The organism is Pontibacter locisalis (assembly GCF_042684605.1).
Classification (GTDB): domain Bacteria; phylum Bacteroidota; class Bacteroidia; order Cytophagales; family Hymenobacteraceae; genus Pontibacter; species Pontibacter locisalis.
The window spans coordinates 43,536-65,654 of the sequence record NZ_JBHULU010000004.1; the positions used below are offsets into that span (position 1 = coordinate 43,536).

A 22,119-nucleotide genomic window follows, 5' to 3' on the forward strand; every position below is an offset into this window, starting at 1 on the left:
AACGGTTAAAAAAATTCAGAAAGGAGGTTTAACAACGCTAACATCATCCTGTAAGGCAGCGGCTTCTCTTCATAATTGCACTGTTTCCTCTGGTTTACTTTTAAACCCTTACAACATGAATTTCTCGTTCCTTATACTGCTTAGTATAAGCCTCTGCACTTCTTTGATGCTTAACTTTTTATTCAGTTTCCGCGAAAGCCTTTCAAAGTCCTCCCGCGACTCTCTTACTTTATCCTGCGATCCAAGGAACATATTCAATGCTCTAAGGTAGTGCCACCTGAAGGTAAAAATTCTGATCAGAGCTTCAGGAATGAGTTGCATGTACCACAATAGTTTCTGGAGACCATCCAGGTGTATAGCATGCAAATACATTTTGTTACGGTCGTATATCGCACTTACGTACTTCTTTTTGCTTTTTGATTTTATTGAAGTGGACACTTGGTGCCTGCACACACTACTATAGTCATAATAGCACTTAAAGCCTAAGCGCCATGCCCTTAGTGAGAGCTCAAAGTCTTCTATGTAAAAAGGGGAAAAAGCCTCATTAAGCCCTCCCAGTAACAAAAACTTTTCTTTATCGATAAAGGCATTCGCTCCGGACAAATAAGCAGAATAAAGCCCATCCTCCATTTGCCTTTCATCTTTTAGCAGGTAATTGCCTGATGTTTTAATTTTACTTCCGTGGAAGGAAGGATACTTTGCCCCATCCTGTATCTTCTCATCGTCCCAACCAACAATGCGTCCCATCACGCCGAAGGTATCAGGCTTATCAAAATACTTGAACTGATTTTTGAAATAATCAGGGGTAAGTTTTACATCGCTATTTAACAGCAGTACCTTATCATGCGCAGCTGCACGAATACCTCGGTTGGCAGTAACAGAGAACCCGCTGTTTTTCTCATTCGCTATAACTTTTATATCAGGGTAGTTCTTCCGTAGGTAAGCAATAGAATCATCTGTAGAGCAGTCATCCACTACAATAATTTCGGAGGGTTTGTTAACTGCCTGCAATGCATCCACTACTGTAGAGAGCGTATTCTTCTCAAAAAGGTGAACGCCGTTATAATTAGGAATAACAACAGAAATACCTGTTACCATAAGTAAAAGCGCTGAATTTAGTTAGAACAGGACGTTTCCTCCTCGTCTTTGTAAGACAGGTAGAGTTTTGAATATTTGAGAAAAACAGTGTAGGCAGAAAGACCCGCTATAAAGAAGCCGTTAAAGCCATCCAAAAATCCGGCTTGCAAAAAGTATGTTCTAAAAAATCTGAAGGGAGGTTTTACAACTATCGCCAGCACAGAAGTTTTCCTTCCTTTGGCCTTCATTTCATCCTTAAAAATCTCAGAGTATCTGTTTACCTGGTCCAGGTGCTGCTTTACATTATAGCAGAAGTAATGCAACATGTCTCCTTTTAGTCTCTGAACTTTAGCACCCTCTTCAGGAATTACTCTGTCGTGTGGGTTTTGGCCTCCCCATGCTGCCTTTGTTTTATCGAAGAGCCTGAGCTTTCTGTCAGGATACCAGCCAGAGTGCCTGATCCACTCTCCCCTATAATTTGTTAAGCGATTCATTAGGTAAGCATCTGCCATCCAATTATTCTTAACAGCAAGCACAGAATTTCTTAGTTCTTCTGTTAGTGCCTCATCTGCATCAAGTGCCAAAACATGCTTATAGTTTGCTTGCTTTAAGGCAAAGCTTTTCTGGTCAATCATACTTTTGAAAGGATTCTCTATAAACCGAACACCGTGAGCCAAGCAAATTTCCTTTGTCCGGTCAGTTGATAAAGAGTCTACAACTATGATTTCGTCAGCTATACCCTCTACAGATTTTAAACAACGTTCAATATTACGTTCCTCATTATAAGTGATGATACACACCGATAGCTTCACTTCCATAACAGTTGTTTCTCTTTAAGTTAATCCTGCTACAAATATCGGCTATTTAAATCAAACCCCACTCCTGCCATTCCATTTCTAATTCATTGCGGTTATTACACCTCTTTTGATAAATCTAATTTCCCGGCACCCTTTGACAGCCAGCTTTACTAGGCTGTTTACAAACTTAATGGTGCTATTTACCAAATATAAGCAACAAAATTGCTGCTACCTTTTCCCGAAAGCTTCGTATGGTATTATACTATAATACCTTCGTTTTGGCATATTCACTTAGTTAAATGGCTAACGGAGTATAATTACTTCCTCTTAATGTATCTAAACCGTATATCTTTTCTTTTCCTCCTGCTTTTGCTGGCGTTTAATACCTTGGGGCAACAGTACAATTTTCGTAACTGGACGCTTGAACAGGGTTTGCCACAGTCGCAGGTGAACAGTATTATTCAGGACCACCGTGGGTTACTCTGGATTGCCACCCGTGGTGGTATTAGCCACTTTAACGGAAGCACTTTCACTACTTATACAAAAGAAGATGGCCTGAGTAGTAACAATGTTTCCTCTGTTTTTCAGGACAGCCGCAAACGTATATGGATAGGCACCTCTGACAGGGGCCTGAACCGCTTTACCGGAACTGGTTTTATCCAGTACGGTAAGGAGCAAGGGCTTTCAGCCAAAACAGTTTCTGATATAACAGAGGACAAAATGGGAAGGATCTGGCTAGCTACTGATCAAGGTATATTTTACTCCTTCAATGATACTTTTGTAAAATTTAAAACGCTACCTGACTTGCACTACACCACCGCGCTGGCAACTCAGGAAGGCACATTCTGGGCTGGCACCAAAACCAACGGACTTTATAAGGTCGAACTAGCCTCTGTTTCGAACTTCACAACGGAGAACAGCGCTTTACCACATAACAGTGTCACCACCCTTTCTCGAGATAAAAAAGGTACTTTATGGATTGGAACAGACGCCGGTGCAGCAAATGTAACTTCAGATTCTTTAGCACACTTTGAGTTACCTCTGAATACGCCAAACCTTAGCGTTTCCAGTTTCACCCACGATCCCTACGGTAATTTGTGGATTTCCCTGCGGCAGAATGGCCTAATAAAGTATAATGGGACAAAGTTCACCCACATTACCCGCCAGAACGGGTTGCGCACCAAGCGAATTTCATCCCTGGCTACTGACATGGAAGGAAACATTTGGATAGGAACAGATGGGTATGGACTACAGCAATTCACCTCTCCGTGGTTTGTACATTATTTTGAGTTTGGTGAATTGAGTGAACCCCGCATAACCGCTCTTACCAAAGATTCTAAAGGGAGGGTTTGGATAGGGACAGATGAAGGCAGTATCGCCTATATGGATGGGGGGCGGCTTAACTGGAACCGTAATACAGCCTGGCCTGAGGGTGTCTCAATCAATTACATCAGTTTAGTAAATGATAACAGCGCCTGGCTTTCTATGAGCAATGGGGCCTGGTATGTATCACCTGACACTATAAAACACTATACCCAAAAGGACGGTCTGCCTACGAATGAGATCCTCCAGTGCGTTACTGATGGAAAGGGGAATATTTGGTTTGCAACTGCCCAAGGTGTTTCCTGCTTATCGAAGGGTAAGTTTAAAAACTACGCTACCCCAGATGGACAGCTTCCAGAGAAAGTATACTATATTCTGGAAGACAGCAAAGGCAGAATTTGGTTTGGAGCTGCCAGTGGTGTGTATAAGCTAGATGGCGATAAAATCATAAAAGCTCCTGAACTGGCCCGATACGAGTTAGAAGATGTTACCTCTATTGCAGAAGATAAAGAAGGTACGCTTTACTTCGGAGGCTTCAACTATGGCTTAGCAGTTCTAAATGAAAATTGGGCCAAGCCAAAACTCTTCACTTCAGCCGATGGCTTACCAAGCGAAGGTATAAAAGGGCTGTTCATTGATGCAAAAGATAACTTGTGGGTAGGGACTAGCCGTGATGTATTAAAAATCAGGTTACCCCTGCTACGACAGAGCGGAAGGCTTAACTTTAGAAGTTATGCTGGATCAAATGGATTTAGAGGAATAGAGATCTGCTACAACGCCATAACTCAGACATCAGACGGGCTTGTCTGGTTTGGGACCACAAAAGGCCTTACAAAGTACCTGCCCACCCTGGACAGGCGAAACAAAGTGTACCCCACAGTTTCTCTAAACCAACTGATGCTGTACCAGAAGCCAACAAACTGGCAGGAACTTGGCTACAAAGTAGACTCTATAACAGGTTTACCTGTCAACTTAAAGCTTCCACACACACAAAATCATCTCACATTTGACTTTCATGGTATCTGCCTCTCAGGCCCTGACCAGGTAAAGTACAGATACAAATTGAAAGGGTATGAGGGCCAATGGTCACCGGCTACAGATCAATCCTTTGCCACTTATGCAAACTTAAACCCTGGCACGTACACTTTTGAACTGCATGCACAAAATAACGATGGTTACTGGACTCCTCGTCCTCTGATCTATACTTTCTCCATTGTACCACCTATCTGGCGCAGGGAATGGTTCATAGGGGTGTTGCTTCTGGTTTTGGCGGGTGCCGTGCTCAGTATTGTAAGGCTACGGGAAAGGAGCCTGGTAAAAATGAATACTTTGCTGGAGATGCGTGTAAACCACCGGACAAGATTGCTGGAAAGGAAGAACCGTGAGAAAGAAATGCTTCTGCAGGAAATTCACCACCGGGTAAAGAACAACTTGCAAATCGTGATCAGCATGCTTAACCTGCAGGCCCGGCACGTGAAGGATCCCCATGCCGTAGAAGTAATGCAGGCAGTCCGAAGCAGGGTTCGTTCTATGGCCATTCTTCACGAACGTTTATACCGCCATGATGATCTGGGTCAAATTGACCTGGATGATTATTTCAGGGGCATTTGTGAGAGCTTGTATGAAGCCTATGGCGTTATAACAGAGCAAGTGGCGCTGGAGCTGCAAGTACCTCCTGCAAAGGTAGATATCGATTCTGCAATAACTTTAGGTTTAATTGTAAACGAACTCGTTTCCAATTCGTTAAAATATGCATTCACTGGTGAGCATAAGCAAGGGTTGCTACGTATAGAACTGAAACAACAGGCGAATAATCATTGTACTTTGGTTGTCTGCGATAATGGCAAGGGTTTGCCGGCAGATTTCGATTTAAAAAAGAAACAATCTTTTGGTTTACAGTTAGTTTCCTCGCTAAGTAAAAAGCTGAACGGGACTATTAGCTTCATTAACAACAATGGAACAAATTCAATATTACATTTTGTTTTACCATCATAATTTTAAAATTACCGTAAGAACCTAATGCTATGACAAAACCCAAAATTCTTATCTCAGAAGACGAGGTCATCATTGCGGAGGATCTTGCAGCTAGTTTGGAGGAACTAGGCTACACAACATGTGCAATAGATTCAGGCGAAGATACCATTAACAGGATACGGGAGACCCAACCGGACCTGGTGCTGTTAGACATCAACCTTGGCGGTAATAAAGACGGCGTAGATATTGGTTCTCAAATAAGGCAGGAGTTCGACATCCCCTTTATTTACCTGACCGCATATGCTGACAATGCCACTATTGACCGGGCTAAGAAAACGGAGCCTGATGGGTTTCTGGTAAAGCCTTTTGATGAAAAAAGCTTACGATCCGCTATCGAGATAGCGCTTTATAAACACGATAGTGGTGCAAAGGATGATAAAGAAGTAAATGGGTCGCCGGTAAACCACAAAGAGGCAGAGGTTGCAAGCGATTACATATTTGTAAAGGTAAAGCATCGAATTATAAAGGTACATTACAGCGAAATTATTTGGGTAGAAGCTTATGACAACTACTCTTTTATAGTTACCGCAGATCAAAAGTACCTGGTTAGCTCCACGCTAAAGGATATGGAGCACAAGTTGCCGCCTCAGAATTTTGTACGTGTACACCGTTCTTATATTGCTAACCTGGATAAAATAGAGGCGCTAGAAGAGAATTCTGTCGTTTTCTCGAAAGGAGATATTCCAATCGGTAAATCTTATAAAAAAGGCCTGATGTCTAAATTCAACATTATATGAAGGAAGCCATACACCTGAGATAACCTCACTTACATAAAAACAAAAAGCCGGTGCAGTAAATGCACCGGCTTTTTTATACCTAAATACTTCTTAGTATCTGTAATATTCTGGCTTGTAAGGCCCTTCAACCTCTACGCCAATATAACGAGCCTGCTCAGGAGAAAGCTCATCCAGCTCAACACCAATCTTAGAAAGGTGCAGGCGAGCTACTTTCTCATCCAGGTGCTTAGGCAGTGTATAAACCTTATTCTCGTAAGCATCTGCATTAGTCCAAAGCTCTAACTGTGCCAGCGTCTGGTTAGAAAAAGAGTTAGACATTACAAAAGACGGATGACCAGTAGCGCAACCAAGGTTCACAAGACGACCTTCAGCCAGCACTAAGATATCTTTTCCGTCAATGTTATAAAGATCTACCTGTGGTTTGATTACATCTTTTGTGTTACCATAGGCACCATTCAACCAAGCCATATCGATTTCATTGTCGAAGTGACCGATGTTACAAACAATGGCTTTATCTTTCATAGAGCGAAATTCCTGCTCACCAATGATGTCTTTGTTACCTGTAGCAGTTACAACGATGTCAGCCTCTTTTACGGCATCAGCCATTTTCTTAACAGCGAAACCGTCCATAGCAGCCTGAAGCGCACAGATAGGATCAATCTCTGTAACGATCACTCGGGCACCTGCACCTCTAAGTGAAGCTGCTGACCCTTTACCAACGTCACCATAACCAGCTACAACAGCTACTTTACCAGCCATCATTACGTCAGTGGCACGACGGATAGCATCTACCAGAGATTCCTTACAGCCATATTTGTTATCAAACTTAGACTTAGTAACAGAATCATTAACATTAATAGCTGGCATAGGAAGTGTTCCGTTCTTCATGCGCTCGTACAGGCGGTGAACACCAGTAGTAGTTTCCTCAGACAGGCCTTTGATACCACCAGCAAGTTCAGGATACTTATCCAGCACCATGTTAGTAAGATCACCACCATCATCCAGGATCATGTTCAGCGGCTTGCGATCGTCACCAAAGAAAAGAGTCTGCTCAATACACCAGTCAAACTCCTCAGCCGTCATGCCCTTCCAGGCATACACTGAGATACCTGCAGCAGCAATGGCAGCAGCAGCATGGTCCTGGGTAGAAAAGATGTTACAAGAAGACCAGGTAACCTCAGCACCTAACTCCACCAGTGTCTCAATAAGAACTGCTGTCTGGATAGTCATGTGAAGGCAACCGGCAATACGGGCTCCTGCTAATGGCTTGCTCTGGCCAAACTCTTCGCGGATAGCCATCAAACCTGGCATCTCTGCCTCTGCAAGTCTGATTTCTTTACGCCCCCACTCTGCCAGTGAGATATCGCGCACTTTGTACTTAAGCTGTGTATCGATCATTATGTGTCTATTTTCTGATGAAAACACAAAAATACACAATTTGTTGCGCAAGTTCAATACTATTACGTCAACTATCTATGTTACATGGGTTTAAATAACAAGGAGCGCTTACCATAATGGTAAGCGCTCCTTGTTATTTTGTAGAATAATTTAAGCTACATCAGCTAGTTATTTATAATCACTTCAGCTCCTAAAGTGTTGTTGTTTCCGGCTGGAGGTGTTACAAAGCCTTTTGCAAAGATGGTATAGATACCACCCTCCACCAGATTCACAGTAGGAGTTAATACTGCATTAGAAGAACCAGTAGGCCTGACCTCCAGGGTGTAGGATCCGGCGTTTACAGGCATGAAAGCAGTATTTTCCTTAAATTCAATGTTAGAAAAAAGTACCGGACCATTTTGTACGGCTATGTCTACTGCAGGAGCATCAGGCGACAGGTGTACAAAGCGCACATGTGCTCTTCCGGCCGCTGGCTCTGTTAAATCATCTACTAACACTACTGGTTCAATGCTACTTACAACATCTGCAGCAAACACAGAATAAAAAACATCTTCATCTAAATCTACATTAGCATTTATTACTGCATCGTTTACCCCCGCTCCTGCAGGAGTTACTTTGATGTTACGATTACCGGCCTCTACATCTAAATAACCTGTATTGTTAGGGTAATTTAGTGCTGATGCATTTACTTTTTGATTATCTACATACAAATCTACAGCAGGTGCATTAGGCGACGCATGCACCACCATAACCTGTGCAGAGTCCTCCAGCAAATCCAAATCATCATCGTCATCATCACAGCTTACGAAGAGCATGGCCGGCATAACTGCCATAAACAAAATTTTCATCCAGTTTTTCATAGTATTTCAATTTTAGTTAAAAAGGTTAATCATTTGATAATAAACACAGTGCCCAAGCTATTGTTTCTCAGAACCGTCGAGTTTATTCTGTAGCAGAAGTCTCACAAGCATAAATTGGCTACCTTTGAACTATATAGCAGCTGGAGCAAAAAGGGGTACAATACGATGCGGATATTCACGACAGAGGAAAGGCAGTTTGTACAGGACCACTTGAAAAGTGATCCCGCTACTTTAATGCTACAGTCCAGCCGCTATCCTCATTTGCCTGTGCTGGAGTTAGTGCAACAGATTCAGGCAAGGCAAAAAGCCACACCCAAACTTCCTACTTGGGTAAACAATCCGGATGTGATATTCCCGGCCACTCTTTCCGTAGAGCAAAGCTCCTCAGAGACAGCAGCAGCGTTTAAAGCTTCAATTATCGAAGGCAGTTTGATAATTGATCTCACTGGCGGCTTTGGGGTTGACAGTTTTTATTTTGCTAAGAAGTTTGACAAAGTCATACACCTGGAGCAAAACACCGAGTTACAGCAAACTGCGGCTTTTAACTTTTCTTTACTGGGAGCCAGCAACATACAGAGCATCAACACAACGGCAGAGGCTTTTTTGCAAACTTTCTCTGAAGTGGCAGACGTTATTTACCTGGACCCTGCCCGGCGCGGCGGCAGAGAAGAAAAACTGCATCTACTCCAGGATTGTGAACCGGACGTGCTACACCTGCTTCCCCTTCTTTTTTCGAAAGCAAAAGCTGTCCTGCTTAAAACCTCGCCCATGCTTGATATTGAACTGGCTCTGGAACAGCTAGGAAAAGTTAAGCAAGTGTGGGTGGTTGCAGTGCAAAACGAAGTGAAGGAGGTGCTTTACTTACTGCAGCCAAATACACTACCCGCAACAGAGATAGAACGCACGGCTGTGAATCTTCTTCCTGATACCGAGCCACAAACTGTCTCCTTCACAGGTATCGATGAGAACCAGGCAACGCCGCACTACGCTGATCCTGATGAATACATCTATGAACCGAATGCTGCAATACTGAAAGCAGGGGCCTATCGCTATCTCGGCCAGCTTTATGAGCTAAGCAAATTACATCCAAACAGTCATCTATATACTTCTGCTACGTTGGTACCCGGTTTCCCAGGCCGTAGCTTCAGGTGCCTAAGCGTTAGCAGGTATAATAAGAAAGAATTAATGCGCCTCTTACCGAACAAAAAGGCCAATATCACTGTGCGCAATTTCCCTGAAACAGTAGCCGAGATCCGTAAAAAGACGGGCATAAAAGAAGGCGGAGATACTTACTTGTTCTTCACTACTGATATGCATCAAAAGCCCATCGTACTGGTTTGCCGAAAGGCATAATTATCTAATTTCCTGCCAACTACCGCTGCTTAGCCTCGTACACTAGTGTATAGGCCTGCTCTTTTGTAGGCCTTTGCTACATTAACCCGAAATGCTATGAAGACCAACAAAGACAAGAATCAGAGCAGAATGGCTGCTGATATTAACGACACCTCCCGCACTATGAAACCAGGTAAAGACCTGAAGGGAGAAACAACCTCACAAAACAGTACTTCTTCTCCGAATGTGAGTGGCAGCGGAAGCGCCACTAATATTCCAAGCAGCCAGGGCAGAGGCTGGCATGGTGATTCTGAAGGACACGCCAAAGCTGGTAGCCAGAGCCACAAGAATACAGGAAAAGACAAATCTTAGTACAACAGGTTCAGGAATCAAGGGCTGCAGAAAGGAGCCTATATGTTTTACCTAAATAACTTACACATGAAAGGAGAAAGAACAAACTGGGAATTCCATGGCTTTTCCAGTAATCCACAGAAGTCTTACGATGCAGGTAAGAAAGGAAGCGTATTAGCTACACAAGCTTCGCTGAAGGATGCTACTAATCCCAGTGCAGAGACTAAGACCGCATCAAAAGTAAGTAATCAAAATAAACCAACGCAGGGCAGAGGCTGGCAAAGCCCACGCGCAGGCGCAAATGATGCCGGCAAGGAGAAGAAAAGCTCTTCAGAAGAATAATTAATTTCTAATTATAACTATGAAAACAATGAAAGACCAAAATAAAAACAAAGATTCTAACCTGACTGACAAGAACAAAAAAAACAAGAACGATATTTCCAACAGCTTAGAGCGTGACACAACAAACACACCTCTAAAAGGGAAGCAGACGCCTCAAGGCAGGACTGATAACGAACAGGACAGAGAACGCAACAGAAAATAAACAATAAGAAGCAAAGAGGGGCAGCCACAGCAGTAATGTTGTGGCTGCTCTTTTTTATACCTATCTTCAGTAAAAGCTTCTAACTACACAATTACTATCATCATGATTTTCGTTAAGACTGGTATTATCCTCGCGCTTGTTTTTGCCGGGTGGGTTTTGTACAGGCTCCTAACTAAAAGAACTGTAAAGACGGATGATGTGGTGGCTGGACTTTTTTTCTCTGTAACTTTCTTTGCAGTAGTTTATTTCTTACTTCAGGTATGATTACTACACCTTTTCCCCAGCAACCGCTACATGAAAGCAATTCTGATTTCCGCTTTAGTTACTCTCTTTTGCATCTCAACAGCTTATCCACAGAAGAGCTATAAGATCAACTTTCAGATGGTATCTCCTTCCCTGGCAGATACAGCTACTGTTTACATTACCGGAAATATGCCTCAGTTAGGAAATTGGAACCCAGCCAAAGTCGCGATGAAATACATTGGCAACCACACCTGGACCAAAACTATCAAACTGCCACACCCATATAATTACCTGGAGTACAAGTATACACTTGGATCCTGGGATCGTGAAGCCACTGACAATAAAGCTCAGCCGCTCCAGAACTTTGGACTGAAGGTTACGCAGGACACTACCGTTAGAAACGAGATACAACACTGGTTAAAAAAGGAGAGTCATACCTTTAAAGGCGGTGTAACAGGCAAAACAGAAATCCATAAGGCTGTAAGCGGGGGAAACCTGCTTAAGAGAGATTTAATCGTCTGGTTACCGCCGGGCTATGAATCCGGTACTAAGCAGTATCCTGTCTTGTACATGCACGACGGCCAAAACATTTTCGACCCTTCCACCAGTTCATTCGGCACCGATTGGCAGATTGATGAGACAGCGGATAGCCTGATAAGGATCGGTGCCATAGAGCCAGTCATAATAGTAGGTATCAATAACACCCCCGACAGAAGCGAAGAATACACTCCCGGTAAAAAGGGCTCCGCCTACATGGACTTTGTAGTGAACACAGTTAAACCTTTTATTGACCAAACATACAGGACAAAGAAAGAAAGGGAACACACTTTTACAGGTGGATCTTCCGCTGGGGGAATCATGTCTTTTATGCTGGCATGGGAGTATCCTGCCATCTTTTCAAAAGCTATATGTATGTCGCCAGCTTTCAAAATCCAACACATTGACTTTGTGAAAGATGTTCGCAGCTATCAGGGAGAGAAGAAGAGACTGTACTTTTATATAGATAACGGTGGCTTGGAACTGGAAGAGCGCTTACAGCCAGGAATTGATGAAATGCTTATAGCTTTGGAAGAAAAAGGATATGTTGAAGGCAAAGACTTTATCTGGATTAAAGATGCTACAGCCAAACACAATGAAGCCGCCTGGGCGAAAAGAATGCCTGTAGCACTTAAGGCCATACTTCCACCAAAGAACTAAAGCTGTTTATTTTTTCTTACTAACCCATTTGTTTCCCTTCAACCAAAAGCGCCAGGGCAATAGTGCGTCTTCTCCGGCATAGTCTATACCAATGCGTGGGCCGGCAGCTATGTTTTCAGGCGAGATAAACTGACCTTTATCCTCGAGCCAAACAACATCACCAGTCAAATCAGCTCCATACAGCTTTTTATCTATTCCCATAGCTATACTAAACACACCAGGGCCGGCAGTAAGGTTTGGCTTTATTGCTTTGAAGTTACGACGAAGCAACATTTCTTCTATTCCCTCCTCTGGCTCAACAGCCCTTATCAGAACGGCATCGGCTTTCTCTTTCTCATTTGTGATGATGTTAAACAGGTGGTAAATGCCATATACCAGGTAAACATAAGCCACTCCCCCTTCATGATACATGATCTCTGTTCGTTTGGTACGACGGCTTAGATGGGCGTGGCAGGCGCGGTCATTTTCTCCTGCATAAGCCTCCGTTTCTACGATCATACCGCCCGTAAGAACACCATCTATTTTAGTGTACACATACTTTCCCAGCAGTTCCTGTGCTATTTGCACCACATCAGGGCGGGTATAAAAGGACTTGGATAGTTTCAAATCTTCTGTCTTGTTATTGTGTTTGGAGGTACGTTGCATCAGATGGCGGGTTGATAAAAAGGCCTACTCCTTGACATGTTCATAATTTACTACCCAACATTCCTAAAACTTATTTACCTTTGCTCTCAGATTGGTGGCAACAACTACTGCCGTGGTTGTTACCTTAAAAGGGAAGCAGGTGTAAGTCCTGCGCTGTTCCCGCAACTGTCATCTTCACTTTAAAAGTTAGTCCTTTACCAACGGCCACTGTACTGCACCCGCAGCATGGGAAGGCGGGCTAACCGAAGAGAGCCAGGAGACCTGCCAGTCCGACACTTAATTGTCGTATGCTTTCGGGTAAAAAGCTGCACGTCCACCGCAATACTCTTGTTTGCTGTACCTGCTCTTTTACCTGCCAGTATGCTTCGGGACTAAAGCAAACACAACATTGGCAAAACTCTCATTTTTTAAAGTGTGCTTAGCGGCTTGCTGTAGCCTTATAGTATCTTTTGCGATAGCACAGCAGGATACAAGCCGGCACCAGTTGCAGGTAGTGGAGGTTTTTGGAAAGCCTGCGGAAGTATATGCTGCCGGCAGTCGGGTAACACATCTTGATAGCACCTATCTAAGTACGTATGCCTCCGGTTCTCTTGCTGAAGCGCTCCAAGCCCGTACACCTGTATACCTGAAGAGCTACGGTGTCAGCGGAATCTCTTCTGTTGCTTTTAGAGGAACTAATGCCTCCCAGACAGCAGTGCTTTGGAACGGTCTCAACATATCATCCCCAGCCTTAGGTCAGACAGACTTCTCCACATTACCTATCAGTGGTTTTGGAGAAGTCGCGTTACAATATGGTTCTGCTGCTGCAAATTATGGAAGTGGCGCCATTGGTGGTGCTGTCCTGATCAGTTCTCCAAACTACAAAAGCAAAGGGATTGGTGCTGCTGTGCAACTTGAGACGGGCAGCTTTGATCGATTGTTTGGAACTGGCACCCTAAGCTTCAGTAATCAAAAGCTACAAGTTGGCGTTAGTGCCTACACCCTAGTTGCAGAGAATAACTTTTCTTACAAAGACATCTCCCGCTTTGGAAAACCTGAGGTAAAGCAGGAAAATGCGGCTTTCAATCAACATGGTTTTACTCAGGATATAAGCTGGCACCTGTCCCCTAAAAGCAAGCTTGCTTTTCACACCTGGTTTACAAAAGCAGACAGGGAGATACAACCCGCCATGGGTTCTGCCTATAACAGTGCAAAGCAGCAGGATGAAAGCTTAAAGCTGATGTCGGAGTTTACCCACGATAGCTACCTGGGACAAACAATTTTTAAAGCAGCCTATTTTACTGACTACTTGCATTACACCGACCTCTCCACAGACTCGGAGGCTAATGTTCTGACTTACCAGTTGCAGGCAGAGCAAGTGTATGCTTATGCTGAACGGTGGAGCCTGCGCGGGGGCTTAAACCTCCAACATTTTTCAGCCAAAAACGACGGCTACACCGGGCAGCAAAATGAAAACAGAGCTGCTGCCTTCGCACTTTTCCGATACAATCCTCTAAAATCTCTTAAGGTCAGCCTTAACCTTCGTCAGGCTTTTGTTGAAGCCTATAGTCCTCGCCCTACCCCTGCATTTGGTCTTGAATGGAAGTTTTACAACAGCAACAAACATCAGATATCTTTTAAAGGAAATACCTCGGGCAGTTATCGGGTGCCAACACTAAATGACCGATTTTGGATAGGTGCCGGCAACCCCGAGCTAAAACCGGAGCAAGGCTGGAGTTATGAGAGCGGGTTATGCCATGTACTAGTGAAAGGGAATGCCCTGCTTTGGGAAACGGAAGCAACAGCCTATCATATGCTGATAGATGATTGGATACAATGGTCTCCAGACAACACTGGCCGCTGGCGCCCAACCAACCTGCAAAAAGTAGTTTCCAAAGGTATTGAGCTAAGTACAAGAGCTTCGGTTAAGCTAGGGCAGGTAAACGTCAGCAGCTCGGCTGGCTATACTTATACTGTCTCAGAGCAGGCAGATGTTTATGAAGGTTCTGGAGACAAAGGCAAGCAGCTTATGTATGTGCCACGCCACAAAGCAGTATTCGTCACAGATGCAACTTACAAAGGGTGGACCGGATTTTTAAACCTGAATTTTACTGGCTTACGCTATACCAACAACTCTGAAACCAATGCTCTGGACAACTTTTTACTCCTAAACCTGGCGCTAAGCAAAAAAATGGCAATAGGCCAGAACACACTTATACTAGGAGTTCGGTCGGAAAATGTTGCCAACACTGTTTATCAAACAATGGCTTACAGAGCCATGCCTCCACGCAGCTGGGCTTTGAACATAAAATTTATCATACCCTAATTACTTATACTTAACCCAAACATGAAAAAAATAAATTCTTTCAACAGCTTTCTAACAGCTGCCTTCATTTTTGCAGGTTCTTTTGCCTTTACAAGCTGTGAAGATAAAAATGAAGGACCTAGTGGTGCTTATGCTGAAGATGGTGTTTTTATAGTAAATGAAGGGAACTTTGGAACACCCAATGGCTCCATTTCCTACTACAACACCAGTACAAAGGAGGTGCAGAATGGCATCTTCAGCAAAGAAAATGAAGAACGCCCTCTTGGTGACGTGGTCCAGAATATGGCTATACACAGCGATAAGGCATATATTGTAGCTAACAACAGCAATAAAATTGAGGTAGTTAATGCTTATACTTTTAAGTCTGAGGGAGTGATAGAAGGCTTACAGCTTCCTCGTTATTTTACAGCCTTTAACAACAGCAAAGGCTATGTTACGGAGTGGGTAAATTTTGGAGAAGGTCGTGTGTCGGTGATAGACTTAGCTACTAATACTGTAACAAAAACAATCGCTGTTGGCATAATGCCAGAGCAACTGCTACTGGTGAACGGTAAACTATATGTCGCAAATAGCGGAGGGAATGATGTATCAGTCATCAATACAAGCACTGATACTGTAGAAAAGACCATTACTGTCCCTGACGCTCCGGGTGCACTTGTTCTGGATAAAAACAACAGTATCTGGGTGCTGAGTTCTGGAAAGCTCGCCTACAACTCAGATTGGACGATTGACTATACCAACACTACAGCGGGTGCTTTAAGCGTAATAAACCCTGGTACTCAAGCGCTACAGTCATCTTATACCTTTCCTGGCAACCAGAGCCAGCCAAGCAATTTGGCTATAAGTGCAGGCAAGGATAAAATTTACTTTAATTACGCGGGAAAAACCTTTGTACAAAATACTACTGCTACAAGTTTGAGCAATACAGTACTTATAAACCGAAGCTTTTATGGTTTAGATGTAGACCCTGAAACTGGCTTAATCTATGGTGGTGATGCAAACGGATTTGCTGGCGATGGAACTGTATATATCTATAATCCGGATGGCAGCCAGGTTGGCACTTTCAAAGCTGGTATAGCCCCTAATGGATTTGTTTTCAATTAAACTGTAATTTTCTATAAAAGTAAAGGGCGCCTGGAATACTACTCCAGGCGCCCTTTACTTTTATAGTTTTGTTATTGTACTTCGTCGCGCTCTATGCCATCTCCTTTGCCATCATAGGCACCATCTCCTAAAGCCTCTCTTTTATTATCATCATGATCTTCATGATCTGCATGGTCATAGTGGCTTTCTAAACTCGAGGTATCGCTGTAACGACTTGCATCCTCCTCTTCTCCTATCAGTTCACCTTCATCTCTAATTTCACTACGCTCTACGTTTGTCTCTCCGGGTTCAGTGCCTTTATCACAGGCTGTGAAACCAAATATGGCAAAAGCAGCGAGTGACAAAGTAAGTAGCGATGATTTTATTTTATTCATATTTATTGTGTTTTCCTATATCCGTTAAACATTAGCCCTGTACTGAAACTGTACAATCGCCTATTGAATGTACGACTATAGCTTAGTTTGAGTTAAATATTGGATCAACATGCACATAGCTCCGTACAACAGTTATTACCTAAACCGTAAGAGATAATGAATAACAAGGGAACAAATAAACCTCTAAAAGAAACTACCAAAGATGATTCTTCTGATGTAGAGAAAGTGAAAAAGCATAAGTCATCTCCCCCTCCACAGCCTGATACCAAGAATGATAGCAGAGAGGCACAAGAAGACGAGGATGCTCAAAAAGGACACTCCTGATATAGAACTTTCTTTGAAAGCTATATCTTTGCAACACAAGTAAGCATTGATGAAAAATTATCTAAAACCACAACTAAAGCGAAAGCTAATTTTACTAGCTGTTTTCAGTCTATTATTAGCCTCTGCCCTCGAACTTTATGTTTTTGGATTAAGTTCAGGTTTCTTTCTGCGTTGGGTGAGGTCCTTTTTTGTAATTTTTACAATGCTTTCGCTTACTGTTCTTGCAGTTGTACCAGGTGTTAACCACTTTGTAAATAAAATTTCCTAAATATGCTTCCTGTTTAAGCATTAAAAAAAGCCTGTGAAACATCACAGGCTTTTCTATTTTGGGGTTATTTAAGGGTTATATTTCTACTGTTATTTTCGAATCAAGAGTTAGAATCATAGCTGCACCAGGAGTGTAAGAATTTATATCGGTCTTGAACCTGAAGGTTACCATTCTTCCCTTGCTCATAAGTTCACTTAACTTCTGGCTTGCACTGCTATCAGTTAGTGTCATACCTCTTTCCTCCCCCTGCACGTTGTCCTTTTCTTTATTTACACCATCCCACTTACCTAATATTGTAAAGTCTGCACTTCCAGCCTCTGCAAAGGCAATCTCGCCATTAATATTTTCTGTGTTAACTTCTGATAAACTATCCAATTTAACAGACACACCTGTTAGCTCCACTCTTTTCACATCTCCTTCATACTCTAATAGCTCTTTTGTTCTGGTATCTATACTTTTTGATACTAAAAGTGGCAAAAGAATACCATTAGAACTCACTGGGTGTAGTTTTACCGTATGCCGTAGCTCAACATCTTTCTGAAATAATGAGCAAGCAGCAGCAATTATCAACAAAATCACTGTACAAAACATCTGAATATCGTGCTTTACGCTCATAGCTAATTTTTCAGTTGTGCTAGATTGGATATTATACTAATTAAGATTATATTTTTTTTAACTTTCACAATCATTTATTTAACTATACAAATATAGCAATAAATTTAAACATATAATATTTCCTTTAAAAAATATTTATTAACCATTATATTAACAGTTAATTATATAGTATTAACATTATGTATCAACAGTGAACCTCCTCACCCACCTGGCTGTTAACTAGTCACCAAAGGATAATAAGGAAACTCTGAAGGTATTTTTTTGCAACTTGCAGCTGTTTCTAAACCACATTTTAAGTCCGAATATTTTGCCAAAGCCTAGCATCCTGTTGATAACACCTCCGCTCACGCAGCTAAACACCCCTTATCCTGCAACTGCTTATTTGAAAGGTTTCCTTGCAGGTCAGGGTTATACCGTTACACAAGCGGATCTGGGTATCGAACTGGTGTTGAAGATGTTTTCAAAAGATGGGCTGCAACGCATCTTTAATGAAATAGAAGAAGGTGAATTTGAACTATCAGACAATAGTCTCCGAATTTTACGCCTGAAACGCGATTACTTACACACGATAGAGCCAGCTATAAGATTTCTGCAGAACAAGGACCATACGCTTGCCCAACAGATCAGCTTTAGCCGTTTCTTACCCGAAGCATCCCGTTTCGACCAGGTGGAGGATATTGATTGGGCTTTTGGGAGCATGGGTATTACTGACAGAGCACGTTATCTGGCTACACTATACCTGGAAGACCTCGGCGACCTAATCAAAGAAACTATATCGCCGTATTTTGCCTTTAGCCGTTACGCAGAGAAACTGGCTTTATCTGCCACTTCTTTTACTCCCATGGAGGAGGCACTACAGGAAGAACCCAGCTTGATAGACAAAATGTTACTGGAGCTGTTGGAGGAGAAACTACAACAAGTCCACCCTGAAATAGTAGGCTTTTCTATCCCGTTTCCAGGAAACCTCTATGGTGGTTTGCGTCTGGCACAGTATATAAAGCGGTTACGTCCGCAGATCAAAACTGCTATGGGAGGCGGTTATCCAAATACAGAGTTGAGAAGCTTACGCGAGCCACGCCTTTTCAAGTATATTGATTATGTGACGTTGGATGATGGTGAAGGCCCTTGGCTAAAACTACTGGAATACATACAGGGAGAGCGGAAGCAGGAGCTGTTACAGCGCACATTTTTGATTACCAATGGCGAAGTAACCTATATCAATGGCTGCACGGATCCGGATGTTCCGCATACAGAAGCAGGTACTCCCGACTACAACGACCTGCCTATTAAGGACTACTTGTCCGTGATAGATGTGATTAATCCCATGCACCGCCTTTGGAGTGATGGTCGCTGGAACAAGCTCACTATTGCACATGGTTGCTACTGGAAACGCTGCTCCTTCTGCGACATCACACTGGATTATATAAACCGGTATGATGTGGCACCAGCAACATTGCTGGTAGACCGAATTGAGCAAATCATTGGACAAACCGGACAAACTGGGTTTCATTTCGTAGATGAGGCAGCCCCTCCCGCACCCCTTCGCGACCTGGCTATCGAACTTATCCGCCGTGGTGTTAAAATCAGTTGGTGGGGAAATATCCGTTTCGAAAAGACTTTCACCCCGGATTTGTGTCGCTTGTTGGCTGCCTCTGGATGTATAGCGGTATCAGGCGGCCTTGAAGTAGCCTCTGATCGTTTACTAGACCTGATGGAAAAAGGTGTAAGTATAGGTCAGGTAGCCCGCGTTACCGACAGCTTTACACAGGCAGGCATCATGGTGCATGCATATCTGATGTATGGTTTTCCTACACAAACCACTCAGGAGACTATAGATTCTTTGGAAGTAGTGCGGCAGCTTTTTGTGAACAATGTAATACAGTCAGGCTACTGGCACCGTTTTAGCATGACTGCCCATAGCCCTGTAGGCAAAAACCCAGCTAAATATGGTGTAGTAAAGGTAGGGCCTCCAGAAGGAGATTTTGCAAACAACGACCTTTGGCACGATGATCCTAAAGGCACTGACCATAGTTTATTTGGTGAAGGTTTGGCCAAAGCAATTTACAATTATATGCATGGTGTAGCTTTAGAGGAGCCACTTTCTTTCTGGTTTGACTTTAAAACACCACGCACTACGCTAAAACCCACACTAATAAGCACAGCGATAGAGCAGCCCCACCGGCCGGATAGTACCCGTACAAATGCGCGCGTGCTTTGGCTAGGCAACACGCCTGAGATAGACTTCACCATGTATGCGAAGAAAGGCCAGACCATTGAACGCTGTGTACTTACCTTCTTTGAGAAAGGAGAAGATTTTCAGATAAAGACTACCGCCGCTATTGGCCAGTGGTTATTTGACGTAGTCCAAAGGATTGTGCCGGAAAGCAAGGAAGCACTTACTCTAAAGCAATTTCAGGATAGTTTTCCTCCAGAGGCGCACTTAACTTTTGATGAATTCCTGGCTTCGCCGACCTGGTTTGAACTGCGGGAGAAAGGGCTACTGTTACTGTAGCCTTTATCAATAATATCTTTTAGTCTATACTTTGATTATTTAACAGATTCACCTGAAGGTGGCGTATACTCAACACCCATCCTTTTCAGATATTCTTTGATTGGGCCTAGCCCCACCTCAGCACGACGTTTGTCTAAGTTTGATTCATCTTCAACCTTATACAGTTCCCATTGTTTTGTCTCGGGGTTCATCTGTACCTGGCTGCCATAAAGTTGAGGCAAGCCTTTATTCATACGTACTCTGTCTTCCATCATAGCCAAGTGGTTGTTAGACGCCTCTCCTTTCGCTGCGGCCATACGCATTAAGGGCAGGTACTTTTCCATAATTTCTTGAGGTGCATGTTGTATTACTAAAAAGGCAGCAGTGCTTGCCTGCATGCCAACCATACTTTTACCAGGCCAGCCATGCTGTTCAATTATTGCCACCACCTTTTCCTGGTTCTCCTTATCTATCTGCTCCATTTTATGCCCTAACGCTTTCACCTCCACCGACTCCATTCCGTGCTTCTCCCTTGCTGCCAAAAACTCACGGCGTATCTGCTGGTCTGTTTCGTAAATACTTTCCAATTCGTTTTTTAAAGGCTGATTATAACTTGTCTCAATCGCAGCCACACTTTTTTTCAGGTCCTCTACCAGCTTTGGCCAGCGCTTATCTGCGTGCAGACTACTTAGATCCGAGTCCTGCTGCATATGCTTTACACTTGTATAACCTTTTGCAACAGCCTGCTCCAGATGGGCAAAAGCTTTATTTTTGTTTCCGGCCAATGCCCACGAGCAGGCGGCATTGTAGTAGTCAGATGCTGTTCCGTTTCCTGCTTTCAGGACTTTGTCGTACATCTCGCCAGAGGCTCTATATTCTTTAGCCTCATATTTGGCAAAAGCATCGGTTGCAGTTTGCGCTGCAGCTGTTAAGCTGATACAGGAAAGTATCAGCATTAATAAAGTTCTTTTCATAACCATGGTCTAAGTATAAATAGGATTTTTATGTTTAATTGATAGTTACATATCTTAATTCTAAACTAAAACTAAATTATTAGTTATACAATAGGCTATCTCCTGTTATTTTCTGGAGGAATAAAATATTTAAAATATTTTTCAACCCCTGTGCAACCCTTTTGCAAAAACCTGCATCTTAAGTATAGAAAGCAGCACAAAACTGCTTTGCTACTACCAAACCTATCTAATAAAACTATGAAATTCCTGGTCCTGTTTCTGCTTCTCCCCGGAGCAGGAACAGGGTAAAACCAGTCACTACTCTGTCACTTCACAGTTTCTCTTATACTTCCTTAGAAGTTTTCCGCTTGAGCAAGCATCAAAGCTTTCCAGAAGCACTCAAACCCTCCTCTTCATCAAAAAGAGTAAAAGATCATTTTCTCTTATTAATGTAGATCATATTTTTTAATGTGCTGATGTGCCAATATTGTAGTGTTTTCAACTCAAAACCACAAATCATGAAAAAGGCATACTTGGCAGTAGCAGTGGTGGCAGGCATCGTGTTCGCATCCTGTAACCCAACAGAACAGCAGACAGGTATAAGCACCGATCTGCAACAGGAAGAAATAGCTTCCTCCGAAACATCAGGCGGACAGTCATCTGTGGTAGACAATGAATCCCAGAAAAACGTGGTACAAGTTGCTGCTACCTCTCCTGATCATACTACTTTGGTAACTGCTGTAAAAACAGCTGGCCTGGTGGATGTGCTAACCAACTCAGGTCCGTTTACCGTATTTGCGCCAACCAACGCTGCTTTTGAGAAGCTACCTGCCGGCACTGTAGAGGGTTTACTTAAACCTGAGAAAAGAGGCGACCTCCGTAACATACTGCAGTACCACGTGTATGTAGGCGTGCTTAATGCGGATAGCTTCGAAGACGGCCAGAGCCTTGGCCAGGTAAACGGTGGCCGTGTTACGATGGGTGTAAAAGACGGCAAGGTAACGGTGAACGGTGCCAACATTGTGGCTTCTATCCCGACTTCCAACGGAGTAATACACGTGGTAGACCAGGTACTGTTGCCACAATAAAAAGAGTGGCAGCCTAATTATATAAACAGCAAGATTGGGCAAAGTATAAATCAAACAGA

The 22,119-nt window shown here is 43.1% G+C and carries 20 protein-coding genes and 1 riboswitch; of the genes, 12 read left to right on the top strand and 8 right to left on the bottom strand.

Annotation, left to right across the window (positions count from 1 at the left end; translation table 11 throughout):
* Window positions 1–108: 108 nt before the first annotated feature.
* Entirely contained in the window at window positions 109–1,098 is a 990-nt protein-coding gene (locus ACFSRY_RS03310; RefSeq protein ID WP_377503339.1) for a glycosyltransferase family 2 protein, read from the bottom strand.
* Between the two features lie 17 nt (window positions 1,099–1,115).
* Window positions 1,116–1,895, bottom strand: a complete 780-nt coding sequence (locus tag ACFSRY_RS03315; protein WP_377503340.1) for a glycosyltransferase family 2 protein — start codon at window positions 1,893–1,895, stop codon at window positions 1,116–1,118.
* Between the two features lie 309 nt (window positions 1,896–2,204).
* Here ACFSRY_RS03315 and ACFSRY_RS03320 point away from each other — a divergent pair, with 309 nt between their 5' ends.
* The gene (locus ACFSRY_RS03320; protein ID WP_377503341.1) at window positions 2,205–5,192 is read left to right on the top strand and encodes a two-component regulator propeller domain-containing protein; all 2,988 of its coding nucleotides are present in this window, start codon (window positions 2,205–2,207) and stop codon (window positions 5,190–5,192) included.
* Window positions 5,193–5,221: 29 nt separating this feature from the next.
* Complete coding sequence (locus ACFSRY_RS03325) at window positions 5,222–5,968, top strand: LytR/AlgR family response regulator transcription factor (RefSeq protein ID WP_377503342.1); 747 nt, start codon at window positions 5,222–5,224, stop codon at window positions 5,966–5,968.
* A 90-nt stretch (window positions 5,969–6,058) separates the two neighbouring features.
* Here the strand turns inward: ACFSRY_RS03325 and ahcY are convergent, their stop codons facing one another.
* Window positions 6,059–7,366 carry an adenosylhomocysteinase gene (gene ahcY / locus ACFSRY_RS03330; RefSeq protein WP_377503343.1) on the bottom strand — a complete coding sequence of 436 codons (1,308 nt, stop codon included), beginning with the start codon at window positions 7,364–7,366 and terminating at the stop codon, window positions 6,059–6,061.
* Between the two features lie 164 nt (window positions 7,367–7,530).
* Window positions 7,531–8,226 carry a DUF4397 domain-containing protein gene (locus ACFSRY_RS03335; RefSeq protein WP_377503344.1) on the bottom strand — a complete coding sequence of 232 codons (696 nt, stop codon included), beginning with the start codon at window positions 8,224–8,226 and terminating at the stop codon, window positions 7,531–7,533.
* 114 nt (window positions 8,227–8,340) lie between these two features.
* On the opposite strand from ACFSRY_RS03335, the gene ACFSRY_RS03340 reads away from it, so the two are divergent.
* The 5 genes from ACFSRY_RS03340 to ACFSRY_RS03360 all read left to right on the top strand — a co-directional run bounded on the left by ACFSRY_RS03340 (window position 8,341) and on the right by ACFSRY_RS03360 (window position 11,893).
* Entirely contained in the window at window positions 8,341–9,579 is a 1,239-nt protein-coding gene (locus ACFSRY_RS03340; protein WP_377503345.1) for a THUMP-like domain-containing protein, read from the top strand.
* Between the two features lie 96 nt (window positions 9,580–9,675).
* Window positions 9,676–9,930: a hypothetical protein gene (locus ACFSRY_RS03345; RefSeq protein ID WP_377503346.1), complete on the top strand. Its 255-nt coding sequence runs from the start codon at window positions 9,676–9,678 to the stop codon at window positions 9,928–9,930.
* A 66-nt stretch (window positions 9,931–9,996) separates the two neighbouring features.
* A complete protein-coding gene (locus ACFSRY_RS03350; protein WP_377503347.1) occupies window positions 9,997–10,251 on the top strand; it encodes a hypothetical protein in 255 nt (84 codons plus the stop codon).
* Window positions 10,252–10,270: 19 nt separating this feature from the next.
* Entirely contained in the window at window positions 10,271–10,453 is a 183-nt protein-coding gene (locus ACFSRY_RS03355) for a hypothetical protein (RefSeq protein WP_377503348.1), read from the top strand.
* Between the two features lie 294 nt (window positions 10,454–10,747).
* Complete coding sequence (locus ACFSRY_RS03360) at window positions 10,748–11,893, top strand: alpha/beta hydrolase-fold protein (RefSeq protein ID WP_377503349.1); 1,146 nt, start codon at window positions 10,748–10,750, stop codon at window positions 11,891–11,893.
* A 6-nt stretch (window positions 11,894–11,899) separates the two neighbouring features.
* Here the strand turns inward: ACFSRY_RS03360 and ACFSRY_RS03365 are convergent, their stop codons facing one another.
* On the bottom strand, window positions 11,900–12,538 hold the full coding sequence (locus tag ACFSRY_RS03365) for a DNA-3-methyladenine glycosylase (protein WP_377503350.1): 639 nt from the start codon (window positions 12,536–12,538) through the stop codon (window positions 11,900–11,902).
* Between the two features lie 75 nt (window positions 12,539–12,613).
* Window positions 12,614–12,821, top strand: a riboswitch (cobalamin riboswitch).
* A 105-nt stretch (window positions 12,822–12,926) separates the two neighbouring features.
* Here ACFSRY_RS03365 and ACFSRY_RS03370 point away from each other — a divergent pair.
* Together ACFSRY_RS03370 and ACFSRY_RS03375 are read left to right on the top strand one after the other, a co-directional pair.
* Window positions 12,927–14,843: a TonB-dependent receptor plug domain-containing protein gene (locus tag ACFSRY_RS03370; protein WP_377503351.1), complete on the top strand. Its 1,917-nt coding sequence runs from the start codon at window positions 12,927–12,929 to the stop codon at window positions 14,841–14,843.
* A 21-nt stretch (window positions 14,844–14,864) separates the two neighbouring features.
* Entirely contained in the window at window positions 14,865–15,947 is a 1,083-nt protein-coding gene (locus tag ACFSRY_RS03375) for a YncE family protein (protein WP_377503352.1), read from the top strand.
* A gap of 71 nt (window positions 15,948–16,018) precedes the next feature.
* Here ACFSRY_RS03375 and ACFSRY_RS03380 read toward each other — a convergent pair whose 3' ends face one another.
* The gene (locus tag ACFSRY_RS03380; RefSeq protein ID WP_377503353.1) at window positions 16,019–16,321 is read right to left on the bottom strand and encodes a hypothetical protein; all 303 of its coding nucleotides are present in this window, start codon (window positions 16,319–16,321) and stop codon (window positions 16,019–16,021) included.
* A gap of 156 nt (window positions 16,322–16,477) precedes the next feature.
* Between ACFSRY_RS03380 and ACFSRY_RS03385 the strand changes: the two genes are divergently transcribed.
* Window positions 16,478–16,645 (top strand): hypothetical protein, encoded by a 168-nt coding sequence (locus tag ACFSRY_RS03385; RefSeq protein ID WP_377503354.1) that lies wholly within the window; start codon window positions 16,478–16,480, stop codon window positions 16,643–16,645.
* A 343-nt stretch (window positions 16,646–16,988) separates the two neighbouring features.
* Here ACFSRY_RS03385 and ACFSRY_RS03390 read toward each other — a convergent pair whose 3' ends face one another.
* Complete coding sequence (locus tag ACFSRY_RS03390; protein WP_377503355.1) at window positions 16,989–17,528, bottom strand: hypothetical protein; 540 nt, start codon at window positions 17,526–17,528, stop codon at window positions 16,989–16,991.
* 307 nt (window positions 17,529–17,835) lie between these two features.
* Between ACFSRY_RS03390 and ACFSRY_RS03395 the strand changes: the two genes are divergently transcribed.
* Complete coding sequence (locus ACFSRY_RS03395) at window positions 17,836–20,040, top strand: B12-binding domain-containing radical SAM protein (RefSeq protein ID WP_377503356.1); 2,205 nt, start codon at window positions 17,836–17,838, stop codon at window positions 20,038–20,040.
* Between the two features lie 35 nt (window positions 20,041–20,075).
* On the opposite strand, the gene ACFSRY_RS03400 is transcribed toward ACFSRY_RS03395, so the two are convergent.
* A complete protein-coding gene (locus ACFSRY_RS03400; protein WP_377503357.1) occupies window positions 20,076–20,993 on the bottom strand; it encodes a DUF6624 domain-containing protein in 918 nt (305 codons plus the stop codon).
* 497 nt (window positions 20,994–21,490) lie between these two features.
* Here ACFSRY_RS03400 and ACFSRY_RS03405 point away from each other — a divergent pair, with 497 nt between their 5' ends.
* Complete coding sequence (locus ACFSRY_RS03405) at window positions 21,491–22,060, top strand: fasciclin domain-containing protein (RefSeq protein ID WP_377503358.1); 570 nt, start codon at window positions 21,491–21,493, stop codon at window positions 22,058–22,060.
* Window positions 22,061–22,119 lie beyond the last annotated feature (59 nt).

What these genes read in the sequence shown, in the direction of transcription:
- ACFSRY_RS03310 (WP_377503339.1), bottom strand. Translation starts at nt 1,098, where the DNA reads ATGGTAACAGGTATTTCTGTTGTTATTCCTAATTATAACGGCGTTCAC.
- ACFSRY_RS03315 (WP_377503340.1), bottom strand. Translation starts at nt 1,895, where the DNA reads ATGGAAGTGAAGCTATCGGTGTGTATCATCACTTATAATGAGGAACGT.
- ACFSRY_RS03320 (WP_377503341.1), top strand. Translation starts at nt 2,205, where the DNA reads ATGTATCTAAACCGTATATCTTTTCTTTTCCTCCTGCTTTTGCTGGCG.
- ACFSRY_RS03325 (WP_377503342.1), top strand. Translation starts at nt 5,222, where the DNA reads ATGACAAAACCCAAAATTCTTATCTCAGAAGACGAGGTCATCATTGCG.
- ahcY (WP_377503343.1), bottom strand. Translation starts at nt 7,366, where the DNA reads ATGATCGATACACAGCTTAAGTACAAAGTGCGCGATATCTCACTGGCA.
- ACFSRY_RS03335 (WP_377503344.1), bottom strand. Translation starts at nt 8,226, where the DNA reads ATGAAAAACTGGATGAAAATTTTGTTTATGGCAGTTATGCCGGCCATG.
- ACFSRY_RS03345 (WP_377503346.1), top strand. Translation starts at nt 9,676, where the DNA reads ATGAAGACCAACAAAGACAAGAATCAGAGCAGAATGGCTGCTGATATT.
- ACFSRY_RS03350 (WP_377503347.1), top strand. Translation starts at nt 9,997, where the DNA reads ATGAAAGGAGAAAGAACAAACTGGGAATTCCATGGCTTTTCCAGTAAT.
- ACFSRY_RS03355 (WP_377503348.1), top strand. Translation starts at nt 10,271, where the DNA reads ATGAAAACAATGAAAGACCAAAATAAAAACAAAGATTCTAACCTGACT.
- ACFSRY_RS03360 (WP_377503349.1), top strand. Translation starts at nt 10,748, where the DNA reads ATGAAAGCAATTCTGATTTCCGCTTTAGTTACTCTCTTTTGCATCTCA.
- ACFSRY_RS03365 (WP_377503350.1), bottom strand. Translation starts at nt 12,538, where the DNA reads ATGCAACGTACCTCCAAACACAATAACAAGACAGAAGATTTGAAACTA.
- ACFSRY_RS03375 (WP_377503352.1), top strand. Translation starts at nt 14,865, where the DNA reads ATGAAAAAAATAAATTCTTTCAACAGCTTTCTAACAGCTGCCTTCATT.
- ACFSRY_RS03380 (WP_377503353.1), bottom strand. Translation starts at nt 16,321, where the DNA reads ATGAATAAAATAAAATCATCGCTACTTACTTTGTCACTCGCTGCTTTT.
- ACFSRY_RS03385 (WP_377503354.1), top strand. Translation starts at nt 16,478, where the DNA reads ATGAATAACAAGGGAACAAATAAACCTCTAAAAGAAACTACCAAAGAT.
- ACFSRY_RS03390 (WP_377503355.1), bottom strand. Translation starts at nt 17,528, where the DNA reads ATGAGCGTAAAGCACGATATTCAGATGTTTTGTACAGTGATTTTGTTG.
- ACFSRY_RS03400 (WP_377503357.1), bottom strand. Translation starts at nt 20,993, where the DNA reads ATGAAAAGAACTTTATTAATGCTGATACTTTCCTGTATCAGCTTAACA.
- ACFSRY_RS03405 (WP_377503358.1), top strand. Translation starts at nt 21,491, where the DNA reads ATGAAAAAGGCATACTTGGCAGTAGCAGTGGTGGCAGGCATCGTGTTC.